This window comes from Cellulomonas sp. (genome assembly GCF_017744555.1).
Classification (GTDB): Bacteria; Actinomycetota; Actinomycetes; order Actinomycetales; family Cellulomonadaceae; genus Cellulomonas.
Genome location: NZ_JAGIBD010000007.1, coordinates 154734 through 175083, shown reverse-complemented (window position 1 = coordinate 175083; position 20350 = coordinate 154734). Strand labels below are relative to the sequence as shown.

At 75.6% G+C, this 20350-nt stretch carries 17 protein-coding genes; 7 read left to right on the top strand and 10 right to left on the bottom strand.

Annotated elements, in window-relative coordinates; genetic code table 11:
* Nucleotides 1-151: 151 nt before the first annotated feature.
* Together J7523_RS07010 and J7523_RS07005 are read left to right on the top strand one after the other, a co-directional pair.
* The gene (locus J7523_RS07010; RefSeq protein WP_203747096.1) at nucleotides 152-310 is read left to right on the top strand and encodes a DUF5679 domain-containing protein; all 159 of its coding nucleotides are present in this window, start codon (nucleotides 152-154) and stop codon (nucleotides 308-310) included.
* A 147-nt stretch (nucleotides 311-457) separates the two neighbouring features.
* Complete coding sequence (locus J7523_RS07005) at nucleotides 458-1510, top strand: thiamine biosynthesis protein ThiF (RefSeq protein ID WP_291884072.1); 1053 nt, start codon at nucleotides 458-460, stop codon at nucleotides 1508-1510.
* Between the two features lie 42 nt (nucleotides 1511-1552).
* Here the strand turns inward: J7523_RS07005 and J7523_RS07000 are convergent, their stop codons facing one another.
* From J7523_RS07000 to J7523_RS06990, 3 genes are all read right to left on the bottom strand, one after another.
* The gene (locus tag J7523_RS07000) at nucleotides 1553-1906 is read right to left on the bottom strand and encodes a WhiB family transcriptional regulator (RefSeq protein ID WP_291884068.1); all 354 of its coding nucleotides are present in this window, start codon (nucleotides 1904-1906) and stop codon (nucleotides 1553-1555) included.
* A gap of 132 nt (nucleotides 1907-2038) precedes the next feature.
* Complete coding sequence (locus tag J7523_RS06995) at nucleotides 2039-2299, bottom strand: hypothetical protein (protein WP_291884065.1); 261 nt, start codon at nucleotides 2297-2299, stop codon at nucleotides 2039-2041.
* Nucleotides 2300-2499: 200 nt separating this feature from the next.
* Entirely contained in the window at nucleotides 2500-4518 is a 2019-nt protein-coding gene (locus tag J7523_RS06990; RefSeq protein ID WP_291884062.1) for an ATP-dependent DNA helicase UvrD2, read from the bottom strand.
* A 162-nt stretch (nucleotides 4519-4680) separates the two neighbouring features.
* Between J7523_RS06990 and J7523_RS06985 the strand changes: the two genes are divergently transcribed.
* Nucleotides 4681-4941 (top strand): mycoredoxin, encoded by a 261-nt coding sequence (locus tag J7523_RS06985; protein ID WP_291884059.1) that lies wholly within the window; start codon nucleotides 4681-4683, stop codon nucleotides 4939-4941.
* A 3-nt stretch (nucleotides 4942-4944) separates the two neighbouring features.
* Here the strand turns inward: J7523_RS06985 and nudC are convergent, their stop codons facing one another.
* On the bottom strand, nucleotides 4945-5937 hold the full coding sequence (gene nudC / locus J7523_RS06980; RefSeq protein WP_291884055.1) for an NAD(+) diphosphatase: 993 nt from the start codon (nucleotides 5935-5937) through the stop codon (nucleotides 4945-4947).
* A gap of 128 nt (nucleotides 5938-6065) precedes the next feature.
* Between nudC and J7523_RS06975 the strand changes: the two genes are divergently transcribed.
* The gene (locus tag J7523_RS06975) at nucleotides 6066-7010 is read left to right on the top strand and encodes a phosphotransferase (RefSeq protein ID WP_291884053.1); all 945 of its coding nucleotides are present in this window, start codon (nucleotides 6066-6068) and stop codon (nucleotides 7008-7010) included.
* Between the two features lie 34 nt (nucleotides 7011-7044).
* Here J7523_RS06975 and J7523_RS06970 read toward each other — a convergent pair whose 3' ends face one another.
* The 3 genes from J7523_RS06970 to J7523_RS06960 all read right to left on the bottom strand — a co-directional run bounded on the left by J7523_RS06970 (nucleotide 7045) and on the right by J7523_RS06960 (nucleotide 14848).
* Nucleotides 7045-10521 carry an ATP-dependent DNA helicase gene (locus J7523_RS06970; RefSeq protein ID WP_291884050.1) on the bottom strand — a complete coding sequence of 1159 codons (3477 nt, stop codon included), beginning with the start codon at nucleotides 10519-10521 and terminating at the stop codon, nucleotides 7045-7047.
* A complete protein-coding gene (locus J7523_RS06965) occupies nucleotides 10518-13736 on the bottom strand; it encodes a UrvD/REP family ATP-dependent DNA helicase (protein ID WP_291884048.1) in 3219 nt (1072 codons plus the stop codon). Before J7523_RS06965 ends, J7523_RS06970 begins: the two co-directional genes overlap by 4 nt.
* 116 nt (nucleotides 13737-13852) lie before the next feature.
* Nucleotides 13853-14848, bottom strand: coding sequence for a DUF3152 domain-containing protein (locus tag J7523_RS06960; RefSeq protein ID WP_291884045.1), 996 nt, complete (start codon nucleotides 14846-14848; stop codon nucleotides 13853-13855).
* 47 nt (nucleotides 14849-14895) lie between these two features.
* On the opposite strand from J7523_RS06960, the gene J7523_RS06955 reads away from it, so the two are divergent.
* Both J7523_RS06955 and J7523_RS06950 read left to right on the top strand, forming a co-directional pair.
* Nucleotides 14896-15561 (top strand): TetR/AcrR family transcriptional regulator, encoded by a 666-nt coding sequence (locus tag J7523_RS06955; protein WP_291884043.1) that lies wholly within the window; start codon nucleotides 14896-14898, stop codon nucleotides 15559-15561.
* Nucleotides 15562-15633: 72 nt separating this feature from the next.
* Nucleotides 15634-15858, top strand: a complete 225-nt coding sequence (locus J7523_RS06950) for a DUF3107 domain-containing protein (RefSeq protein WP_291884191.1) — start codon at nucleotides 15634-15636, stop codon at nucleotides 15856-15858.
* A gap of 69 nt (nucleotides 15859-15927) precedes the next feature.
* On the opposite strand, the gene J7523_RS06945 is transcribed toward J7523_RS06950, so the two are convergent.
* Entirely contained in the window at nucleotides 15928-16680 is a 753-nt protein-coding gene (locus J7523_RS06945) for a ferritin-like fold-containing protein (protein WP_291884040.1), read from the bottom strand.
* Nucleotides 16681-17079: 399 nt separating this feature from the next.
* Between J7523_RS06945 and J7523_RS06940 the strand changes: the two genes are divergently transcribed.
* Complete coding sequence (locus J7523_RS06940; RefSeq protein ID WP_291884189.1) at nucleotides 17080-18735, top strand: DEAD/DEAH box helicase; 1656 nt, start codon at nucleotides 17080-17082, stop codon at nucleotides 18733-18735.
* A 78-nt stretch (nucleotides 18736-18813) separates the two neighbouring features.
* Here J7523_RS06940 and J7523_RS06935 read toward each other — a convergent pair whose 3' ends face one another.
* Together J7523_RS06935 and J7523_RS06930 are read right to left on the bottom strand one after the other, a co-directional pair.
* Nucleotides 18814-19440: a MarC family protein gene (locus tag J7523_RS06935; RefSeq protein WP_291884037.1), complete on the bottom strand. Its 627-nt coding sequence runs from the start codon at nucleotides 19438-19440 to the stop codon at nucleotides 18814-18816.
* Entirely contained in the window at nucleotides 19437-20279 is an 843-nt protein-coding gene (locus tag J7523_RS06930; protein WP_291884034.1) for a PHP domain-containing protein, read from the bottom strand. Before J7523_RS06930 ends, J7523_RS06935 begins: the two co-directional genes overlap by 4 nt.
* Between the last annotated feature and the right edge of the window lie 71 nt (nucleotides 20280-20350).

Below are 20350 nucleotides of genomic sequence, written 5' to 3'. Positions count from 1 at the left end.
CGACCGACGCGCGGCGCGCCGCCGCGTGATCACGCGTCCGGCGCACCCTGCGCCACTACTGTGGACGCGCGCGGGCGCGTCGGTGACGACCATGCCCGGCCGCCGGCCGGCGGTTGTCCCGGACCGGTGCACGACACCGAGGGAGGGCACCATGGCCGAGACGTACGCGGGTGAGTTCTACTGCGTGAAGTGCAAGGAGAAGCGCGAGGCGGAGGGCGAGGTCGTCGTCTCCGAGTCCGGTCGTCGCATGGCGAAGGCCACGTGTCCGGTCTGCGGCACCAAGCTCAACCGGATCCTCGGCAAGGCCTGAGCACCACCGCAGCACGTCGTCCGTCAGGGGGCACCGTCGTCGTCGACGGTGCCCCCTGAGGTGTGCCTGGGGTCGCGCGACCTGTGGACATCCCGGCGCACGGCCGTCCGGGCGCTGTCAGAGTGGCGCGGACATCGAGGAGGGTGCATGCGACTGCGACCGGGTCTGCGGGTGCTGCGCCGCGGGGACACCGAGGTCCAGGTGGGGACCGACGCGCGCTGGGCGGTCCGGCTGACCGACCTGACCCCCGCCGAGTGCCGCCTCCTGCTGTCGGTCGACGAACGCACCGACCTGGCCGCCCTGCCGACGGCGGCCCGCCGCAGCGGGGCGGACCCGGGGCGTGTCTCGACGCTCGTCGCACTGCTCGACGAGGCACGGCTGACCGACACCGATCCTGCCGGTCGGGCCCGGCCGGGTCCCGCGGCACCCGAGGCGGCCACGTGGTCGCTGCTGCGTCCGCGCGCCGACGGTGCCGACGTCGTGGCCGGCCGCTCTCGTCGCACCGTGGGCGTGATGGGCCTGGGTCCTACCGGGCTGGGCGTCGCGGTCGCACTCGCCGCCGCGGGCGTCGGCACGGTCCTGCTCGACGACCCGCGCCCCGTCCGGTCCGACGACGTGGGACCCGGCGGCTACCGCTGGGGCGACGTCGGTTCCGTCCGCGAGCAGGTCGCGACGCGTGTGCTGCGGGACGTCGCCCCGCACGTCCGCGTCGACAGCACGCAGGAGCCCGACGTGCTCGTGCTCGTCGAACGGTCCGCCGCGGACCCGGGCCGCGCCCCCGTCCTGCTCTCGTCGGCGACGCCGCACCTCTCGATCGTCGTGCGGGAGGCGGACGCGGTCGTCGGGCCGCTCGTCGTCCCCGGCGACGGCCCTTGCCTGCGGTGCCTCGACCTGCACCGCACCGACGCCGACCCCGCGTGGCCGATCCTCGTGGCCCAGCTGCTCGGCGACCCGTCTGCGCCGGCCGTCGGTCCGGACACCGGGCCCGGCGAGGTCGGGACCGTGGCGGGCGTGTGCGCCGCGCTGGGCGCCGCCGCGGTGCTCGGTCACCTCGGCGGCACGTCGTCGCACCTGCGCGGCGTGACGTTCGAGGTGGGGCTGCCCGACGTCGTCCCCCGCAGACGCACGTGGGCGGTGCACCCCGACTGCGGGTGCACCGCCCTGCCCGCCGTCCCGGCGGGTGCGCATGTGTCGACATGAACCGACGCCCTGGTCCCGGGCGGGGGCCCGGGACCCGTGGCGTCAGGCTGCGACGACCGGGTTCTTCCGCGGCCGGCCCCGACCACGCTTGGTCGGGACGACCACACCGCCGATGAACACCTGACCGCCCCAGACACCCCACGGCTCGGCCCTCTCGATGGCGCCGGCGAGGCAGCCGTCGATGAGCGGGCACTCCCGGCACAGGGCCTTCGCCGCCTCGACCTGCGCGGTCTGCTCGGCGAACCAGAGCTCGGGGTCGTTCGAGCGGCACGGGATGAGGTCGGCGAGCAGCTGGTCGAACTGCTGACGGTCGTCGGTGGTCGCGGTGCTGCCCGTGAGGGGCCAAGGGCCGGATCCGCCCTGGTTCACGGTGTCGAGCAGCGTCGTGAGCCGCACGATGTCCTCCTGATGTCCTTGCGGGTGAGCGATGGTTCCGGACCGGGACCGACTCGCTCCCCCGTCATCGGGAGGAATGAGAAAGGCCGCGGATCCGAGTGACGGACTCCGCGGCCTGTGACCGTTGTGCGGTCAGACCAGAGGAGCCCGAGGGCGGAGTCGCAGATCGGCGCCACGCTTGCGCCATGCGACAGCTCCGCCGAGCGTCGTGTACCCGGGGGCAAAGGCCGGCTGCTTCGCCGTGCTCTGCTTCGACTCGGAGATCACGCCATGAATGGCGCACGACACCGGCGTAGGCAGAGCTCGCCCCTGGGACACGGTGGAGGTGGGCACGAGGTTCCGGAGGGACACCGCGCGCTCGACGCTCGACGTGTTCGTCATGGTCATGTCCATCAGCTCGCCACCTCCTTCCGGGTCCGGGCCTCCGCCTTCACGGCGCAGCCCACGTTTCAAGGACGGGTCTCACCCTAGGGCGACGTCTGAAGGCCGGACAACCGAATTAACCGAAGAACTTCGACAAGTTCTTCAGCGGGTCCGGTTCCTCCTGAGATACGTGCGTCGAGGCACGTATCTGGACCGGTCGCGGGCCCCGGTCAGGCCCGGGCGGAGCCCTGGACCACGACGTCGACGATCTCGTCGCCGATGGTCGCGAGCGTCACCGCGCCGATGCCGCGCACCTGCCCGAGCTCCTCGCGGCTCGCCGGCCGGCGGCGGGCGACCTCGGCGATCGTCGCCGCGGTCAGCACCCGCACGGCCGGCACGCCGGTCGCGTGCGCGTAGTCGTCGCGCCAGCGGGTCAGCCGGGCCGCCGTCTCGCGGGTGACCGGATCGGCGTCGTCCGCCGTCGTGGCGGCGCGGGCAGCTCGACCCGCACCCGTCCGCCCCCGGCCGTCGGGCCACAGGTCGACGAGGAACCGGGACATCGATCGCGTCGGCCGGCTACCGGGCATGCGCGCGCGGGCGTACGAGAGCTGCAGGTGCTCACGGGCTCGCGTGATGCCGACGTAGAGCAGGCGCCGCTCCTCCGCGACCATCGCGTCGGTGTCCGCGAGCGCGGTCGGCAGGAGGCCGTCGCTCAGGCCGGCGAGGAACACGGCGTCCCACTCGAGACCCTTGGCGGCATGCAGGGACGCGAGCGTCACGCCCTCGACGGTGGGTGCGTGCTGGGCGGCCGCGCGCTCGTCGAGCTCGGCGACGAGGTCGGACACCGTCGCCGCGCGGCCGCTCGCCACCGGTGCCGCGGCCAGCTCGTCGGCCAGCGTGACGAGGGCCTGCATCGCGTCCCACCGCTCGCGGGCCGCACCGCGTGCGGCGGGCGGCTGCTCGGCCCAGCCGACGTTGCGCAGGATGTCGCGGACCGAGTCGGGCATGGCGGCCTGCGGGTCGGCGGCCCGCGCGCCACCGCGCAGCAGCACGAGCGCGTCGCGCACGTCCCGTCGGGCGAAGAACCGCTCGCCGCCGCGGACCTGGTACGCGATGCCGGCGCTCGCGAGGGCCTCCTCGAACGCCTCCGACTGGGCGTTCGTCCGGTACAGGATCGCGATCTCGCTGGGTCGCACACCCGAGCGGACCAGCCGGGCGACCGCCTGGGCGATACCGGTCGCCTCGGCGTCGTCGTCGTCGAACGCCGCGTACCGGACCTCGGGGCCGTCCGGGCGCTGGGCCCGCAGCTCGAGGGGCGCGGGCCCGCCGACGCGGCGGCTCGCGTCGATCACGTGGTTCGCCAGGTTTACCACCTGGGGCGTCGACCGGTAGTCGCGGACCAGGCGGACGAGGGTGGTGCCCGGGTGGGTCTGCGGGAACGTCGTCAGGTGGTACGGGGTCGCGCCCGCGAACGAGTAGATGGTCTGCGACGGGTCGCCGACCACGCACAGCTCGTGCCGGCCGCCGAGCCACTGGTCGAGCAGGTACTGCTGCAGCGGGCTGACGTCCTGGTACTCGTCGACCACGAAGTAGCGGTACTGGTCGCGCACCTCGTCGGCGATGTCCCGGCGCTCCACGAGCATCGCCGCGAGCAGCAGCAGCACGTCCTCGAAGTCGATGACGCCGCGCTCGAGCTTGACCTGCTCGTACGCCGTCATGAGCCGCGCGACCGCCTGCGGGTCCTCGCCGCTCGGCACCGAGCGCTCGATCGCGGTCACCGCGCGCACGTAGTCGTCGGCCGTCACGAGCGAGACCTTGGCCCACTCGATCTCGGACGCGAGGTCGCGCACGCTCACCCGGTCGACCGACAGGCCCACGCGCCGGGCCGCCTCCGCGACGACCTGCGCCTTCTGCTCGACGATCCGCGGCGCCGCACCCCCGACGACCTTCGGCCAGAAGAAGCCGAGCTGGCGCAGGGCCGCGGCGTGGAACGTGCGCGCCTGCACGCCGGTCGCGCCGAGGCCGCGCAGCCGCGTGCGCATCTCGCCCGCGGCCCGCGCCGTGAACGTCACCGCCAGCACGCTCCCGGGCCGGTACACGCCCGTGCGGATGCCGTACGCGATGCGGTGCGTGATGGCCCTCGTCTTGCCCGTGCCCGCACCCGCGAGCACGCAGACGGGCCCGCGCAGGGCGGTGGCGACAGCGCGCTGCTCGGGATCGAGCGCGTCGAGGAGGGCGTCGGCGGACATCGCGCACAGTCTCGCAGGCCGCGCCGACACGGGACGTCGGGCCGCGGCCGGGAACATGCGCGCGTGCGACCCTGTTGGACGTGACGACCGGGGCGTGCGAGCGCCCCGGCGTCAAGACTGCGACCGGTCCCCACCGGCCGCGCCGCCGAACGACGAGGACCGATGACGACGCAGACCCTGCCCCAGGCCGGCACCGTGACGATGTACTCCACCACCTGGTGCGGCTACTGCCACCGGCTGAAGACCCAGCTGGACTCCGCGGGCATCGGCTACACCGAGGTCGACATCGAGGACCACCCGGACGCGGCGGGCCTCGTCGAGCAGCTCAACGGCGGCAACCGGACCGTGCCGACCGTCGTGTTCCCCGACGGCTCCGCGCTCACCAACCCGTCGCTCGTGCAGGTCCGCGACCGCCTGAGCTGACGGTCAGCGGCCCAGCGGGCCGCCGAACCAGTCCTCGACGAGGGCCCGGGCGATCGACGACGGCCCGGGCGGCACGACCTCGCGGCGCTCGACCGCGTCCTGCAGCTCGTCGCGTGTGAACCACCGCGCGCGGGCCAGCTCGACGCCGTCGACGCGCACGTCCGTGGTCGCCGCGCGGGCGTGGAAGCCGAGCATCAGCGACGCCGGGAACGGCCATGGCTGACTGCCCCGGTACTCGACCGCTCCCACCACGACACCGGTCTCCTCGAGGACCTCACGACGCACCGCGTGCTCGAGCGACTCCCCCGGCTCGACGAACCCCGCGAGCGTCGACCAGCGGTCCGACGCCCACGCCGTCGACTGGCCGAGCAGCAGCCGGTCCTGGTCGTCGACCACGGCCATGATCACCGCCGGGTCGGTGCGCGGGTAGTGCTCCGACGCGTCGACGGTGCACGTCCGGACCCAGCCCGCCTGCGTGACCCGGGTCGCCGCACCGCAGCGGGGGCAGCGCGGGTGGCGGGCGTGCCAGGCGTCGAGCGCGACCGCCGTCGTCACGAGCCCCGCCTCGAGGGCGGTGAGGTCCGCCCCGACCACGCGCAGCGGCGACCACGTCAGCCCGTCCGGGAGCTGCGGGTGGTCCGCGGTCGACGAGCGGCGGTGCACCATCACGTCCGACGCCGCGCCCGCGCGAGGGGTCGGATGCGGGCCGCCCACGCGGACACCGACGTAGGTGACGCCGTCGTCGTCGCGACCGAGCAGCAGCAGGCGCTCGTCGTGCTCGTCGGGCTCGCCGTCCGTCGTCGTCCCGGCGGGCAGCTCGTCCGGGGCCAGCAGCGCCACCGACCCGTCCGTGACCGTCGCGACGGCGCCGTCGTCGACGAGCAGCACCCGCGTGCCGGCGTCGCGCAGCGCGGCGTCGAGCACCCCCTCCTCGACCCGGAGGGCCGCGGCCCGGTCCACGAGCGCACGGGACAGGGGCAGGAGGTCGACGATCACCGCGCCACGGTACGCGGTGCGCGACCACCCGACATCACCCCGGACAAGCGGCACGCGTGCGGACGAACCGGACCGACACGCCGCGCGCAGAGCCGGGTCGGCGGCAGGCCCCCGCCTACTCTGGGCCCGTGCCTCGCTCACCCCTCGCTCTCGCCGCCCTCGCGACGGTGGCCGTCCCGGGGCTGGACGCCTTCGACGTGCGACGGCCCGCACAGCCCGGGACGGACTACGACGTCGCCGTGGTCATCGACTCGACCCGCCGCCGCTGGGTGGTCCGCGCCCCGCAGCACGCCGCGGCTGGTGCCGCGCTCGAGGCCGAGGTCGCGCTCATCAGCCGGCTCGCCGACCACGTCGAGGCCGGTCGGCTGCCGTTCGCGGTGCCGCAGCCCGTCGGGTTCGCGCACCTGCCCGAGGGTGGACGCGCCGCGGTGCACGCCGAGATCCCCGGCGACCCGCTGCGGGTGGAGGCACTCGGCCCCGGACCGGGGCTCGCCGCGTCCGTCGGCCGCGCCCTCGCGGCGCTGCACGAGCTGCCCACCTCGCTGGTCGAGGACGCCGGGCTGCCCGTCTACGACGCCTCGGCGTACCGCGAGCGTCGCCAGGCCGAGGTCGACGAGGCCGCCCGCACCGGCAAGGTGCCGACCGGGCTGCTGCGCCGCTGGGAGGCCCAGCTCGAGGACGTCGCCCTGTGGCGGTTCACGCCGACGGTCGTGCACGGCGACCTGTCCGGCGACCGCGTGCTCGTCCGCGACGGCGCCGTGTCGGGGATCCTCGGGTGGGGCGACACCATCGTGGCCGACCCTGCCGACGACCTGTCGTGGCTGCTCGTCGGTGCCGCGCCCGACGCCGCCGACTCGATCATGGAGGCGTACCAGCTCCGCCGGACCGAGCTCATCGACCCGCACCTGGCGCGCCGCGCGATGCTGGCCGGCGAGCTCGCGCTGGCCCGGTGGCTCATGTACGGAGTGCGGTCCGGGAGCGACGAGGTCGTCGAGGACGCCGTCGGGATGCTCGAGGACCTCGACGCGCACACGAGCGAGGCGGCCGACGCGGAGAACGTCTCGTACGCCTGACGCTCGTCCGCTGCGCGGGCGGACCGCTCTCGCACTACCTGGCGGGGTCGCGTTCGCTCGTGCGGTCGCCGTCCCTGGAGCGACCACGTCCGCTGCGGCCGTCGCGCTCGGCGGTCGCGTCCGGTCGCCACGCGTTGCCGACCTCGCGCCGCACGTTCGGCACGGTCCGACGGCCCTGCTCCGCCCGCTCCTCTGCGGACGTCGCGGCATGCAGGAGCGCGGTGATCTGCACCTCGTCGAGCAGCCGCTGCGGATGCACCGTCTCGCCCGTGCCGACGTAGCAGAAGGCCGCCCGGACCCGGTCGAGCGGGGTGCCCGTCCAGCGCGACCACGCGAGCCGGTAGACCGCGAGCTGCAGCTCGCGCGAGGCGCGGGACGCGTCGTCGGTCGGCGGGGCACCGGTCTTCCAGTCGACGACGATCACGGCGTCACCGGCGCCCGTGCCGTGCGGCTCGGCGTCCTCGTCGGGGAAGACCGCGTCGATGCGGGACCGCAGGACGTACCCGTCGACGGACGTCTCGACGTCGACCTCGACGGCCAGCGGCGTGCGGTGCGCCCACGGGGTCGCGAGGAACGAGTCGCGCAGCGCCTGCTCGTCGAGGTCCACCGCGAGGGAGTCGTCGTCGGCGCCCGGCAGCGCGTCGACGTCCACCAGCGACGCCGCACCGAACCACCCCTCGACCCACGCGTGGAACCGCGTGCCGCGACGGGCCTGCGCGGACGGCTCCGCGGGCACCGGGCGGCGCAGGTGCCGGGCGAACTCGCCGGGGTCGGCGTCGAGCCGGACGAGTGCGGACGCCGACAGGTGGGCGGGGAGCTCGACCTCCCGGTCGGGGGTGCGTGCGCGCTCGTGCTCGGCGAGCAGCCTGTCGGCGAGCTCGTCCCACCGCGACCGCGATGCCGGCTCCTCGGCCGGTTCCGCGGCCATCGCCGCCCGGACCTGGGCCGCGGCGACTTCGACGGCGGCTCGGCGCCCGCCCGCGCCCTCGACCGCGAACGGGTCCGCGGGCCACGTCGCGGACACGGTCAGCGACGCGCGCGGGTTCGTCTCGCCGTCAGGCGGCGCCGCCGACCAGTCGTCCGTCTCGACGAGGCCCGACTCCGCGAGCTCCTCGAGGAACGTCGACAGCGCGCGGACCCGGGAGCCGTCGCCCCACCACGCGGCCGTGAGCAGCAGGTCGCTGCGCGCGCGGGTCACGGCGACGTAGGCGAGCCGGCGCTCCTCGGCCACCTCGTGGTGGCCCGCGTCGAGCACGAACCGCTTGCGGCGCTCCTCGAGGTCCTTCGGGTCGGCGGCACCGGCGTACGTGAACTCCGGCAGGTCGTGCCGGTCGCCGCGCAGCGGGTACGGCAGCGTGCCGAGCCCCGTCAGCCACGCCGAGTCCTTCGGGCCGTCCTTGCCTCGTGTCGCCGTCGCGGGCAGGCCGCCGTCGACGAGACCAGCGACCGCGACGACGTCCCACTCGAGGCCCTTCGCGGCGTGGATCGTGATGATCTGCACGGCGTCCGGGTCGGGCTCCGACACCGGCATGTCGAGGCCGCTCTCCCGGACGTCCGCCGCGTCGAGCCACGCGAGGAAACCGCCGAGCGTCGGGTGGTCGGCGGACCGCGCGAACTCGACCGCGACGTCGCGGAACGCGTCGAGGTGCGCGCGGGCGCGTCCCGGGGAGACGCCGGCGCGAGCGGCGACCTCGATGTCGAGCCCGAGCAGCCGCTCGGCCTCCGCGACCAGCTCGGGGACGGCGAGGTAGGTGTGGGCGCGCAGCGCGCTCAGCAGGCCGGCGAGCTCGACGAGCCGGCGACGGCCTGTGTCGGTCAGCGCGCGGCCCGTCGCGCTGCGCCAGCCGGGTCGCGGCAGGTCGTCGAGCGCGTCGACGATGCTGCGCTGGTCGACGACGTCGGCCTCGACGCCGTCGACGGGCCGGCCTCCGCCCGGGTGCCGGGCCGCGAGCTCGCCCGCCCACGCGCCGAGCGCATGCAGGTCCGCGGCACCCAGCCGGGTCCGCGCGCCCGTGAGCAGCCGCATGAGCGCGTCGCCGCGCGTCGGGTCGTGCGCGGCCTGGAGCGCGGCCACGAGGTCCACGACCTCCGGCGTCGACAGCAGGCCCCCGAGCCCGACGACCTCGACGGGCAGGCCCGCGGCACGCAGCGCCACGCGCAGCGGCTCGAACTGCGAGCGCTTGCGGCACAGCACGGCCGCGGTCACGCGACCGGCTCCCGCGGCGTCCGCGGGACGCCACCGGGCGGCGACGAACTGCGCGACAGCCTCGGCCTCGGTCTCGAGCGTCTCGGCGACGTGCGCGTGCACATGGCCCTCGCCGGCCCCCGGGCGGGCGGCGAGCACCGGGACCGGCACGCGGCCCGCCGGCGTCCGCAGCGGTGCCGCGACGTGGTTCGCCGCGTCGAGGATCCGCTGGTCGTTGCGCCACGACGTCGACAGCGCGTGCACGTCCGCCGGCCGCCGGGTGCCGTCGGCGTCGACCGCCGGGAACGACGTCGGGAAGCCCTCGAGCCCGCCCGCGCTCGCCCCGCGCCAGCCGTAGATCGACTGGTGCGGGTCGCCGACCGCGGTCACCGGGTGGCCGTCGCCGAACAGCGAGCCGAGCAGCGTGAGCTGGGCGTACGACGTGTCCTGGTACTCGTCCAGCAGCACCACGCGGTACCGGTCCCGCTCCCCCGCGCCGACCTCCGGCACGTCACGCGCGAGCCGGGCCGCGAGCGCCACCTGGTCGCCGAAGTCGATGGCGTCGGCGGCCCGCTTCCGCTGGCGGTACTCCGCGACGAGGTCGAGCACCCGCGCGCGCTCGCCGAGCGACCGGATCAGCCGCTTGACCTCGGCGTACGGCTCGCGGGGCGGGTCGCCCGCCGGTGTCGCGACGATCGCCTCGATCACCGCCTCGACCTGGCGCCTGGCCTCGTCGGCCGTGAGCAGGTGCTCGTCGAGCGCGCCGGACAGCGCCAGCACGGCCTCGACGACGGTCGACGTCGCCGCGTCGGTGTCGAGGTCGCCGCGCCACGCCTCGACGACGTCGCTCGCGAGCTGCCACTGCGCAGCCTCGCCGAGCAGCTTCGCCGACGGGTCGAGCCCCAGCCGCAGGGCGTGGTCCGAGACCAGCGACGCCGCGTAGGAGTTGTACGTCGCGATCGTCGGCCGGGCCAGACCGCCCAGGACGTCGTCGGGCCCGCCGCGCGCGTCGCCCGCCGACCCCGGCAGCACGACGCCGGCCTCGGCGGCTGCCCGCCACAACCGACGCAGCCGCCGACGCACGCGGTCGGAGAGCTCGGCCGCGGCCTTGCGCGTGAACGTCAGGCCCAGCACCTGCTCGGGAGCGACCAGCCCGTTGGCCAGCAGCCACACCACCCGGGCGGCCATCGTCTCGGTCTTGCCGGACCCCGCTCCCGCCACGACGAGCGACGGCGTCAGTGGCGACTCGATGATGCGCCGCTGCTCGGGCGTGGGCGGGTGCTGGCCGACGAGCAGCGCGATCTGCTCGGCGTCGAGGAGCGTCATGCGACCACCTGCCCGCCCTCGGCACGCACCGGGCACGCCCGCCGGACGGGGCACCGGTCGCACAGGTCGTTCGCGGTGGCCTCGAACGTCGACGCCGCCATGCGCTCCGCGACCTCGTCGACCAGCACCCGGGCCCAGCTCGGCCCGTCGGTCTCGGGGCCGAGCGGGTCCTGGCGACGGACGGCCGCGCTCGCGCCGGTGCCGAGGTACACGAGCTGCGCGCCCGCGCTCGTCGCCCCGGCCGGGAGACCGTCGAACGCGCCCGCGTCGACCGCGAGCTGGTACGCGCCGAGCTGCGGGTTCTCGGCCGCCTTCGCGACCGACGGCGGCGAGGCGCCCGTCTTGAGGTCGACGACGCGGACCGTCGGCGTCCCGTCGACGTCGCCGTCGAGCTCGACCCGGTCCACGGTTCCCCGCAGCACGGCCCGCGCGGTGGTCGTCGAGAAGCCACCCTCGACGAGCACGGGCTCGCCTGCCGTCCGCAGGTAGGCCGCGAGCCGGTCGACCATCGCGTCGGCCTTGCGCCGCGTCGCCCGGGCGGGCCACCCGTCGCCGAGGCCGAGCTCGCCCCACCGCCGGTCGAGCGCAGCCATGAGCTCGTCGCGCGTGCCCTGCGGATGCTCCTGGGCGATGGCGTGCACGAGGGTGCCGAGCGTCTGCCCGCCGCTGTCGGCCGCCGTGCCGCCCGCGGACTCGAGGGCCCACCGCAGGGCGCACCGCTGGGCGGTCTCCACCTTCGAGGGCGACACCGGGACGAGCTCGTCGGGCCCCCACAGCGGAGCGTCGGTGGACGGGTCGGCGAGCCCGTGCCAGGCGTCGGGGTCGGCACCCGGGACGCCCGCGGCGGCGAGCCTGGCGAGCGTGCGCGCCCACGCCGGGTCGGGCTCGGTACGGTCGTCCGCCGCCTGCTCCAGGCGTCCGCGCAGCTCGGCGACCAGGCCCCGCAGGTCGAGCGGCGCGGCGACGGACGTGCGGCGCGTGTCGACGTCGGAGTCCGAGGGCTCGACGAGGTCGAGGAACGGCGACGGCTGCTGGTCGGCTTCCGCGACGGCCGTCACGACGAGCGTGCCGCGCGCGCGGGAGCAGGCCACCGCGAACGACCGCAGCTCGTCGGCGAGCACCGCGGCGCGGGCGGCCGCGGCCTGGGCACCCGCGTCCGCGCCGTGCACCGCGCGACCCTCGACGACGTCGACGAGCGCCTGTGCCCCGAGCAGCGAGTCCCGCAGCCGCAGGTCAGGCCACACGCCCTCCTGCACGCCGGCGACCACGACGAGCTGCCACTCCTGTCCCGCTGCACCGGCCGGGGTCAGCACGGGGACGGCCTGCCGGCGGGCGCGCGCCGCGAGCGAGTCGGACGGGAGGTCCTGGGCCTGCAGCCACTCGACGAACGCGCCGGGCGCGGACTGCGGCATCCGGTCGACGAACGTCTCCGCGGCACGGAACAGCGCCAGCACCGCGTCGAGGTCACGGTCCGCGCGCTCGCCCGCGGCGCCCCCCGCGAGCGCGGAGCGACGCCACGCCTCGGCCGTCCCGGCGGCGTGCCACAGCGCCCAGAGCACCGTCTGCGCGTCGGCACCGGGCAGCGCGGCCGCGTCCCGCCCGCGCGCGAGCACCTCGGCCAGGTGGGCGACGGGCCGGGCGACGGACGGCGGCAGGGTCGAGGCACGCCCCCGGTCCCCGAGGACCTCGACGAGCAGCGCGTCGCTCGTCCGTCCGCCGCCGCCCGCGAGCTCCTCGGCGCGCAGCGCACGGCGGACGCGGCGCAGCGCCACGGCGTCGAGCCCGCCGAGCGGCGAGCACGCGAGCCGGGCGGCCGTCGGGGCGTCGAGCTCGACCGCACCGACCACGACGCGCATCGCGTCGAGCAGCGGACGCACGGCGGGCTCCTCGCGGAGCGGGACGTCGCTGTTGAGCACGCTCACCGGCACGGAGGCACCCGCGAGCGCGCGGCGCAGCGCCGTGACCTGCGCTCCCGAGCGGGCGACGACGGCCATGTCCGACCACGGCACGCCCTGCTCGACGTGCGCGGTCCGCAGGGCGCGGGCGACGTACGCCGCCTCCTGGGCACCGCTCGGCAGCACCGCGGCACGCACCTCGCCGGTCGCCGCGTCGGGGTCGCTCGTCGCACGCCGGTGCTGGACGGCCCCCACCGACCCGATCCGGGACGTGACGCGCCCGACGACCTCCCGCACCGCAGGACCGTGCCGTCGCACCGTGCCCAGCACGACCGTCTCGGCGCCGAGCTCGCCGGGACCGACGCCGAGGACGGACGCCCGACCGACGAGCGTGGGGGCCGCACCTCGGAACGTCTGCACGGCGATGTCGGGGTCGGCCAGCAGCACGACGCGCGCGCCGTCGTCGGCGAGCACGCGCAGCAGCCGGGCCGTCGCCGACGTGCTCTCCTGGTGGTCGTCGACCACCACCAGCCGCCAGCGCGGCCGCGGCGCCCGCGGCACCTCGTCGTCCCACGCCAGCAGCGCCTGCGCGGCCTCCTCGACGACCACCGCAGGGTCGAGCCGCTGCCCGAGGTCGGGTGTGCCGGACCGGAGCTGGATGACGTCGAGGTACTCCTCGTACACGGTCGCCGCAGCGACCCACTCCGGCCGGTCGTGCGTGCGCCCCAGGTCCGCCAGGTCGACCGGGTCGAGGCCGCGCTCGGCCGCGCGCATGAGCAGGTCGCGCAGCTCGTCGCGGAACGCGCGCATCGCGACCACGTCGTCACGCACGTGCGGCGGCCACGCGAGCGGCACGCCCTCGCCCGCGACGTGGCCCGCGAGCAGCTCGCCGAGCAGCAGGTCCTGCTCGGCGCCGGACACCAGGGCAGGCGGAGGCTCGCCGAGCAGGGACGCGCGGGCCCGCAGCACCGCGAAGGCCGCGGCGGCAGGCGTCTGGACGAGCGCGCGGCCCGACGTGGTCCGCAGGCGTGCGCCGAGTCGGTCGCGCAGGTCCGCTGCCGCTCGGCGCGCCGGAGCGAGCAGCAGCACGTCCTCCGGCCGCATCCCACCGGCGACCGCGGCGACGACCGTCTCGAGCGCGACGGTCGTCTTGCCCGTGCCGGGCGCACCCAGCACGAGGAGCGCGCCACGACCGCCGTCCACCGCCCGGGCCACGGCGGACCGCTGCGCGTCGTCGAGCGCCACCGGCGACCCCGGCCCGGAGAGAGGGCTGTCCGCGAGCGACGGGCGCACGAGGCGCAGCGCGGTCGAGGACGTCACGCGGTCGATCCCATCACGGACCACCGACACCGGCGTGGACCTTCGACCCGGGGCGCCGCGCGCGCCGGCAGCACCCCGAGCAGGGCCACGACGAGCTCAGACGACGAGGTCCCAGGTCAGGGGAACGGCCACGGGTTCGGCAGGCACGGCGCGACCTTGTACGACTGCTGCTGCATGACGGACGCCACGGCGCCGGGCGTCGTGCACTGGTCGTGACCGTGCCCGAGCAGGTGGCCGACCTCGTGGTTGACCAGGTACTGGCGGTAGGCGGCCTTGTCCTGCGCGTACTCCTGCGTGGCGAGCACCCAGCGCTTGAGGTTGAGCACCGCGTGCCCGGCCCGGCCGCACGACACCTCGCCCTCGGTCTCGAGCGGCGCGCACAGCACGTCGACGCTGGTGGGCGACGCGAGCATCACCCGCAGCTCGGCATCCCCGTCGGTGCGCGCGAACGACATCGACCCGTCGTGGCCCCAGCTGCGCGGGTCGTTGAGCGTCGCCATGACGGTCGCCGCGAACGCCCGACCGTCGACCGCGAGCCCGTCCTCGACCTCGACACGGATCGTCCGCACCTGGCCCGTGCCGGGTCCGGGGTCCGAGCCCGGCACCACCGAGAACGTCCCGGCCCCCGCCTCGGGCACGTCGGCCGCGCGCAGGCCCGCCGCGAAGTCGACCTGCGTGAGGCCCGGCGGAAGCGCGAGCACCGCCGGGGCGTCGTCCACGAGCGCCTGCGGCGTCGGCGTCGGCACGGCGACGAGGGCGTCGTCCTCGAACGGGGACCGCTGCGCGTCCGCGCGGCTCACCGCGTCGGCGCGCTCGACGAGCCCGGACGGCGCAGGCAGCTGCGCGGCGGGCTGCGCGCGCATCGCCGCGACCCGGCCGACGACGGCGTCGAGCGCGGCCGCCGGAGAGCCCGTCGAGGTGGTGAGCGCGGTACCGGCACCGGCGACCAGCCCGAACGCGCCGACGCCGAACGCGACCACGATCGTGCGCGCCGACCCGGAGCGCGACCGCCGGTCGCGACGCCGCTGCCGGGACCCCGTCGGCGGCTCGGCACGCCGGCGCCCGCGCGTCCGTGCAGCGTCGGGCATCCGGGGGACGTCGGCGGGTGTCACCCGGACATGGTGCCATCGATGACACACGGCGTGGCTACCATGCCGGGATGACCGGGACGGACGACTCACCTCCACGGGCCCGCAACCCGCGCATGGGCCGGGACGAACGTCGCGCCCAGGTGCTCAAGATCGCCCAGGACCTGTTCGCCACCGAGGGCTTCCACCACGTCTCGATGGACGACATCGCCGACCGCGCCCAGGTCAGCAAGCCGGTGCTGTACCGGCACTTCCCGTCGAAGCTCGACCTGTACCTCGCGGTCGTGGACCAGTGCGGCGCCGACCTGCTCGCGGCCGTGGAGAGTGCGGTCGAGCCGATCGAGCAGGGACCGGTCCGCCGCGGCGACGGACGCGCCGTCGTGTCGGCAGTCGTGCACGCCTACATCATGTTCGTCGAGGTGGCCGGGGAGTCGTCCGCGCTGCTGTTCGAGTCCGACGTGACGCACGACGCGGACGTGCGCGCCCGCGTCGAGCACGCCTCGGCCGAGGCGTCGCGCCGGATCGCCGGGGTGCTCGGCCAGGTCACCGGGCTCGGCCCCGACCAGTCGGCCACGCTCGCCGTCTCCCTCATCGCGATGGCGCAGGGCGCCGCGACGCACCGGTTCCGCTCCACCGGCGGCGTCGACGCCGAGAGCACCGCCGACCTCGTGGCCGAGCTGGCGTGGGGCGGCGTGGCCGGGCTGATCCGGCCCGACTTCGTCTACGAGGACGCCTAGGATCGCCTGGAGGCGGACCAGGTCGGTGGACCGGCGCCCGACGACTGCGAAGGGGACGTGAAAGAGATGACGGTGGAGATCACGATCGGCGTGCAGAACCTGGCACGGGAGATCGTCCTGGAGACCGAGCAGACGGGTGACGAGGTCGCGGCCGCCGTCGCCTCGGCGCTCGACGGCCAGGCCGTGCTCGAGCTCCAGGACGTGCGCGGCCGGCGGATCATCGTGCCGACCGCGACGATCGGCTACGTCGAGATCGGCTCGGAGGCCAAGGCCCGCGTCGGCTTCGGGACCATCTGAGGGCCCTCCCGACGGACGAACGAGCCCGCGTCGACCTCCTGGTCGGCGCGGGCTCGTCGTCTGTGCAGGTCACGCGGTCAGGCCGAGCCGGGACATCCGCCGGGTGTGCTGTGCGGTGAGCTCGCCGAAGAGCTTGGTGGGCGCGTTCGCCGGGGCCGCCACGACGTCGGTCCCCGCGTTCTGCTCGCCACCGCCGGGCTGCTCGGCCGCGGCGCCCTCGCTGACGAGCCGGACGAGCCCCGGCCGCTGCACGAGCAGCCGCTGCACGACGCCGAGGGCCTCCCCCACGAGCCGGCGGCCCCACAGCGCGAGCCGCGCGGACAGCACGTCGTCCGCGCCGCCCGCCGCGTCGAGCTCCGCGACGGCGAGCTCCGCGTGCGACGCGTCGTCCAGCACCTCGAGCACCACGCGGCGCGACTCGGGGTCGAGCCCCTCGGCCGCGAGCCGGCAGAAGTCGTCCGCCACGCCGTAGCCCACGTACGCCTTGAGCAGACGCTCCCACCAGGTGGCCGGCTGCGTGCGCGCGTCGAAGTCGTCGAGCACGTGGTCGAACTGGCGCAGTGCCGCGACGGGATCCGCGCCGAGCTCGGCGATCCGGGCGAGCACCCGCTCGCGCCGCTCGACGGCCGCTGCCGCGAACCGGCTCAGCTCGAGCCGCTGCTCGGTGGTGGGGGCCTCGGCGGCGTCGGCGGCGAGCCGCGCGAACGCGACGTCCTCCAGCTGCGCGACGAGACCGAGCAGCTCGATCGTGTCGGGCTCGCGGGAGGTGGCGACGGGGGACGTGGTGGCGCCGGTGACACCCGGACGTGCGTGCGTCGTCATCCGAAGATCGTAGACCGCCGGGGTTGCGCAGGCGTCCGGCCGGTGAACCTGTGGGGTGGAACGTGTGACGCGCGCGACGCTCGCCCCGGCTGGCGGGACCCGTCCGATACCCTGTACGGGTACATCGGTTGCCCGGTCGTCACGGTGGGGGCGTCGTCCCCGGTTCAGCGACCATCCCGCGCAGCCCCGGACACGTGGTCCGGAGTCGCTCGCGGGAGGACTTTCACGATCGGCTGCCGGCCACTCACGTGGTGACGACCGCTGTCGCCCGGGACGCCCCCGACGCCCGTCGGCCCCGGACCGCGCGCGGCTCACCACCCTCGCAGCGAAGAGTCGACCGTGACCACACAGACCAGCACGAACGCGCCCGAGGAAGCGGCTTCCGCCCTCGCAGCGCCCATGACCCGCCCGCTCAAGAACACGTACTCGTCCGTCCAGGCGGTCGACGCGTCGTTCGCCGACTTCGACGTCCGCCCGGAGATCGTCCAGGCGCTCGCCGACGCGGGCATCACGCACCCGTTCCCCATCCAGGCGATGACGCTGCCCGTGGCCCTGTCGCGGCACGACATCATCGGGCAGGCCAAGACCGGGACCGGCAAGACGCTCGGCTTCGGCGTCCCGCTGCTCGACGCCATCGTGGCGCCGGGCGAGGACGGCTACGACCAGCTCCCCGCCGCCGGCAAGCCGCAGGCCCTCGTCGTCGTCCCGACGCGCGAGCTCGCCGTGCAGGTCGCGGGCGACCTCGCGACCGCGTCGGCCCGCCGCACGGTGCGCGTCGTGCAGGTGTACGGCGGCCGGGCGTACGAGCCGCAGATCGACGCGCTGAACAAGGGCGTCGAGGTCGTCGTCGGCACGCCCGGGCGCATGATCGACCTGCTCAAGCAGCGCCACCTCGACCTGTCGCGCGTCCGCACGGTCGTGCTCGACGAGGCCGACGAGATGCTCGACCTCGGCTTCCTGCCGGACGTCGAGACGCTGCTGGCGGCGACCCCCGCGTCGCGCCACACGATGCTGTTCTCGGCGACGATGCCCGGGGCGGTCGTCGCGATGGCCCGCCGGTACATGACGCAGCCGACGCACATCCGCGCGGCCGACCCGGACGACGACGGCCAGACCGTCAAGAACATCAAGCAGGTCGTCTACCGCGCGCACGCGCTCGACAAGGTGGAGCTGCTGGCCCGCATCCTGCAGGCCAACGGCCGCGGCCTGACGATCGTGTTCGCGCGCACCAAGCGGACGGCGGCGAAGGTCGCCGACGAGCTCGTCGAGCGCGGCTTCGCCGCCGGCGCTCTGCACGGCGACCTCGGCCAGGGCGCCCGCGAGCAGGCGCTGCGCGCGTTCCGCCACGGCAAGGTCGACGTGCTCGTCGCGACCGACGTGGCCGCGCGCGGCATCGACGTCGAGGACGTCACGCACGTCGTCAACTACCAGTGCCCCGAGGACGAGAAGACGTACCTGCACCGCACCGGCCGCACGGGTCGCGCGGGCAACAAGGGCACGGCCGTGACGTTCGTCGACTGGGACGACATGCCGCGCTGGGGCCTCATCGACAAGGCGCTCGGCCTGGGCATCCCCGAGCCGGTCGAGTCGTACTCGAGCTCGCCGCACGTGTACGCCGACCTCGACATCCCCGAGGGCGTCAAGGGGCGCCTGCCCAAGGCGCAGCAGACCCGCGCCGGGCTGGCGGCCGAGGCGCTCGAGGACCTGGGCGAGACGGGCAAGCGCAGCGGTGGCGCAGGCGGTGCCGGTGGCCGTGGCGGCGACCGGACGCGCTCGGGCGGTCGTCCCGCGCGCGAGGGCGACGCCCCTCGCGAGGGTGGCCGTCGCCGTCGTGGCGGTCGCGGTGGTCGCGGCGAGGGCGCGGCGAGCGCACAGGCCGAGGGCGCGTCGAGCGCGCCGGCCGAGGGCACGTCGACCGTTCCGGCGACGACCGACGGTCCCGCCGAGGGCGGCTCGTCGACCGGTGGCGCACGCCGCACCCGCAACCGTCGCCGCACGCGCGGTGGCCGTCCGGCCGGCGGCGAGGCCGCCGCGCCCGCGCCGAGCGAGGGCTGAGGACCGGCGCCGACCTGGCGCAGCACGACGTGAAGGGTGGGTCCGCCGCGGCGGGCCCACCCTTCGTCGTCCGCGCCGTCAGGCGCTCTGGATGAACGCCTCCACGGCGTCGGCGACGAGCTGCACCGCGATCGCGGCGAGCAGCAGACCGGCGATGCGGGTGACGAGCACGGTGCCGGAGTCCTTGAGCACGCGGTGCACGACGTTGGCGAACCGCATGGCCAGGTAGAGGCACACGTGCACCGCGACGACGCCGAGCGCGATCGCGATCCAGTCGTGCGAGGTGGACAGGTCGGCCTGCTTGACGAACACCATGGTCGCGACGATCGCGCCGGGCCCCGCCAGCAGCGGCGTGCCGAGCGGGACGAGGGCCACGTTGACCTTGGCGTTGCCCGACGGCTCGGGCTCCTCCATCTTGCCGGTGAGCAGCTCCATCGCGACCACGAGCAGCAGCAGCCCGCCCGACGCCTGCAGCGCCGCGAGCGAGATGTGCATGTAGCTGAGGAGCTGCTGCCCGAACACCGCGAACGACACGATGACGCCGAAGGCGACGAGGATCGCCTGCCGCGCCGCCCGGTTGCGCTGCGCGCGCGTCATCGCGCCTGTCAGCCCGAGGAAGATCGGCACGGTCCCGGGCGGGTCCATGATGACGAACAGGGTGATGAAGACGGAGATGAAGAGCTGGAGGTCGAAGAGCTCGCTCATGCCCGGATCACGTCCACTGCTCCCTGCTCCTCGATCGCGGCCAGCGCCGACGGCTCGGTGAGATTCTCTCCCAGCCGGTTGGCCTTGCCGTCCCCGTGGTAGTCGCTCGACCCCGTGACGAGCAGCCCGAGCCGCTCCGCGATCGCGGTGAGCCGCTCCCGCTGCTGCGGCGAGTGGTCGCGGTGGTGCACCTCGATGCCGCCGAGCCCAACCGCGGCGAGCTCGTCGAACACCGCGTCGGGCACGATGCGGCCGCGCGCGTCAGCACCGGGGTGCGCGAACACGGGCACTCCCCCGGCGGCCCGGATCGCGCGGACGGCATCGGGTGCTGCGGGCGCGTAGTGCGGCACGTGGTAGGGGCCGTCCGCGCGCAGCAGCCGCGCGAACGCGGCGTCGCGGTCCGGGACGACGCCGTTCGCGACGAGCGCGTCCGCGAGGTGCGGCCGACCGACGACGACCGCGTCCTTCGCCTGCGCGAGCACGTCGTCCCATGTGATCGGGAAGTCCGCGGCGAGCAGGTCGACGATCGCGCGGGCCCGGCCGAGCCGCGCGTCGCGGGTCTTGTCGAGCTCGGTCACGAGCGCCGGGTGCGTCGGGTCCTGCAGGTAGGACAGCAGGTGCACGCTGATCCCCCGCGAGCGCGCGGACACCTCCGTGCCGCGGACGAGCGTGACGCCCACGAGCTGGGCCGCCTCCGCGGCCTCGTCCCACCCGGCCGTCGTGTCGTGGTCGGTGAGGGCGACGACGTCGAGACCGGCCTCCCCTGCCGCCAGCACCACGTCGGCGGGTGACTGCGTGCCGTCGGAGGCCGTCGAGTGGGTGTGCAGGTCGATGCGCATCGGGCCAAGGTATCCGGCGGACGGGCCTGCGCCCGCACCGGCCCGGGTCGAGCCGCGCCGGGCGCCGGTGG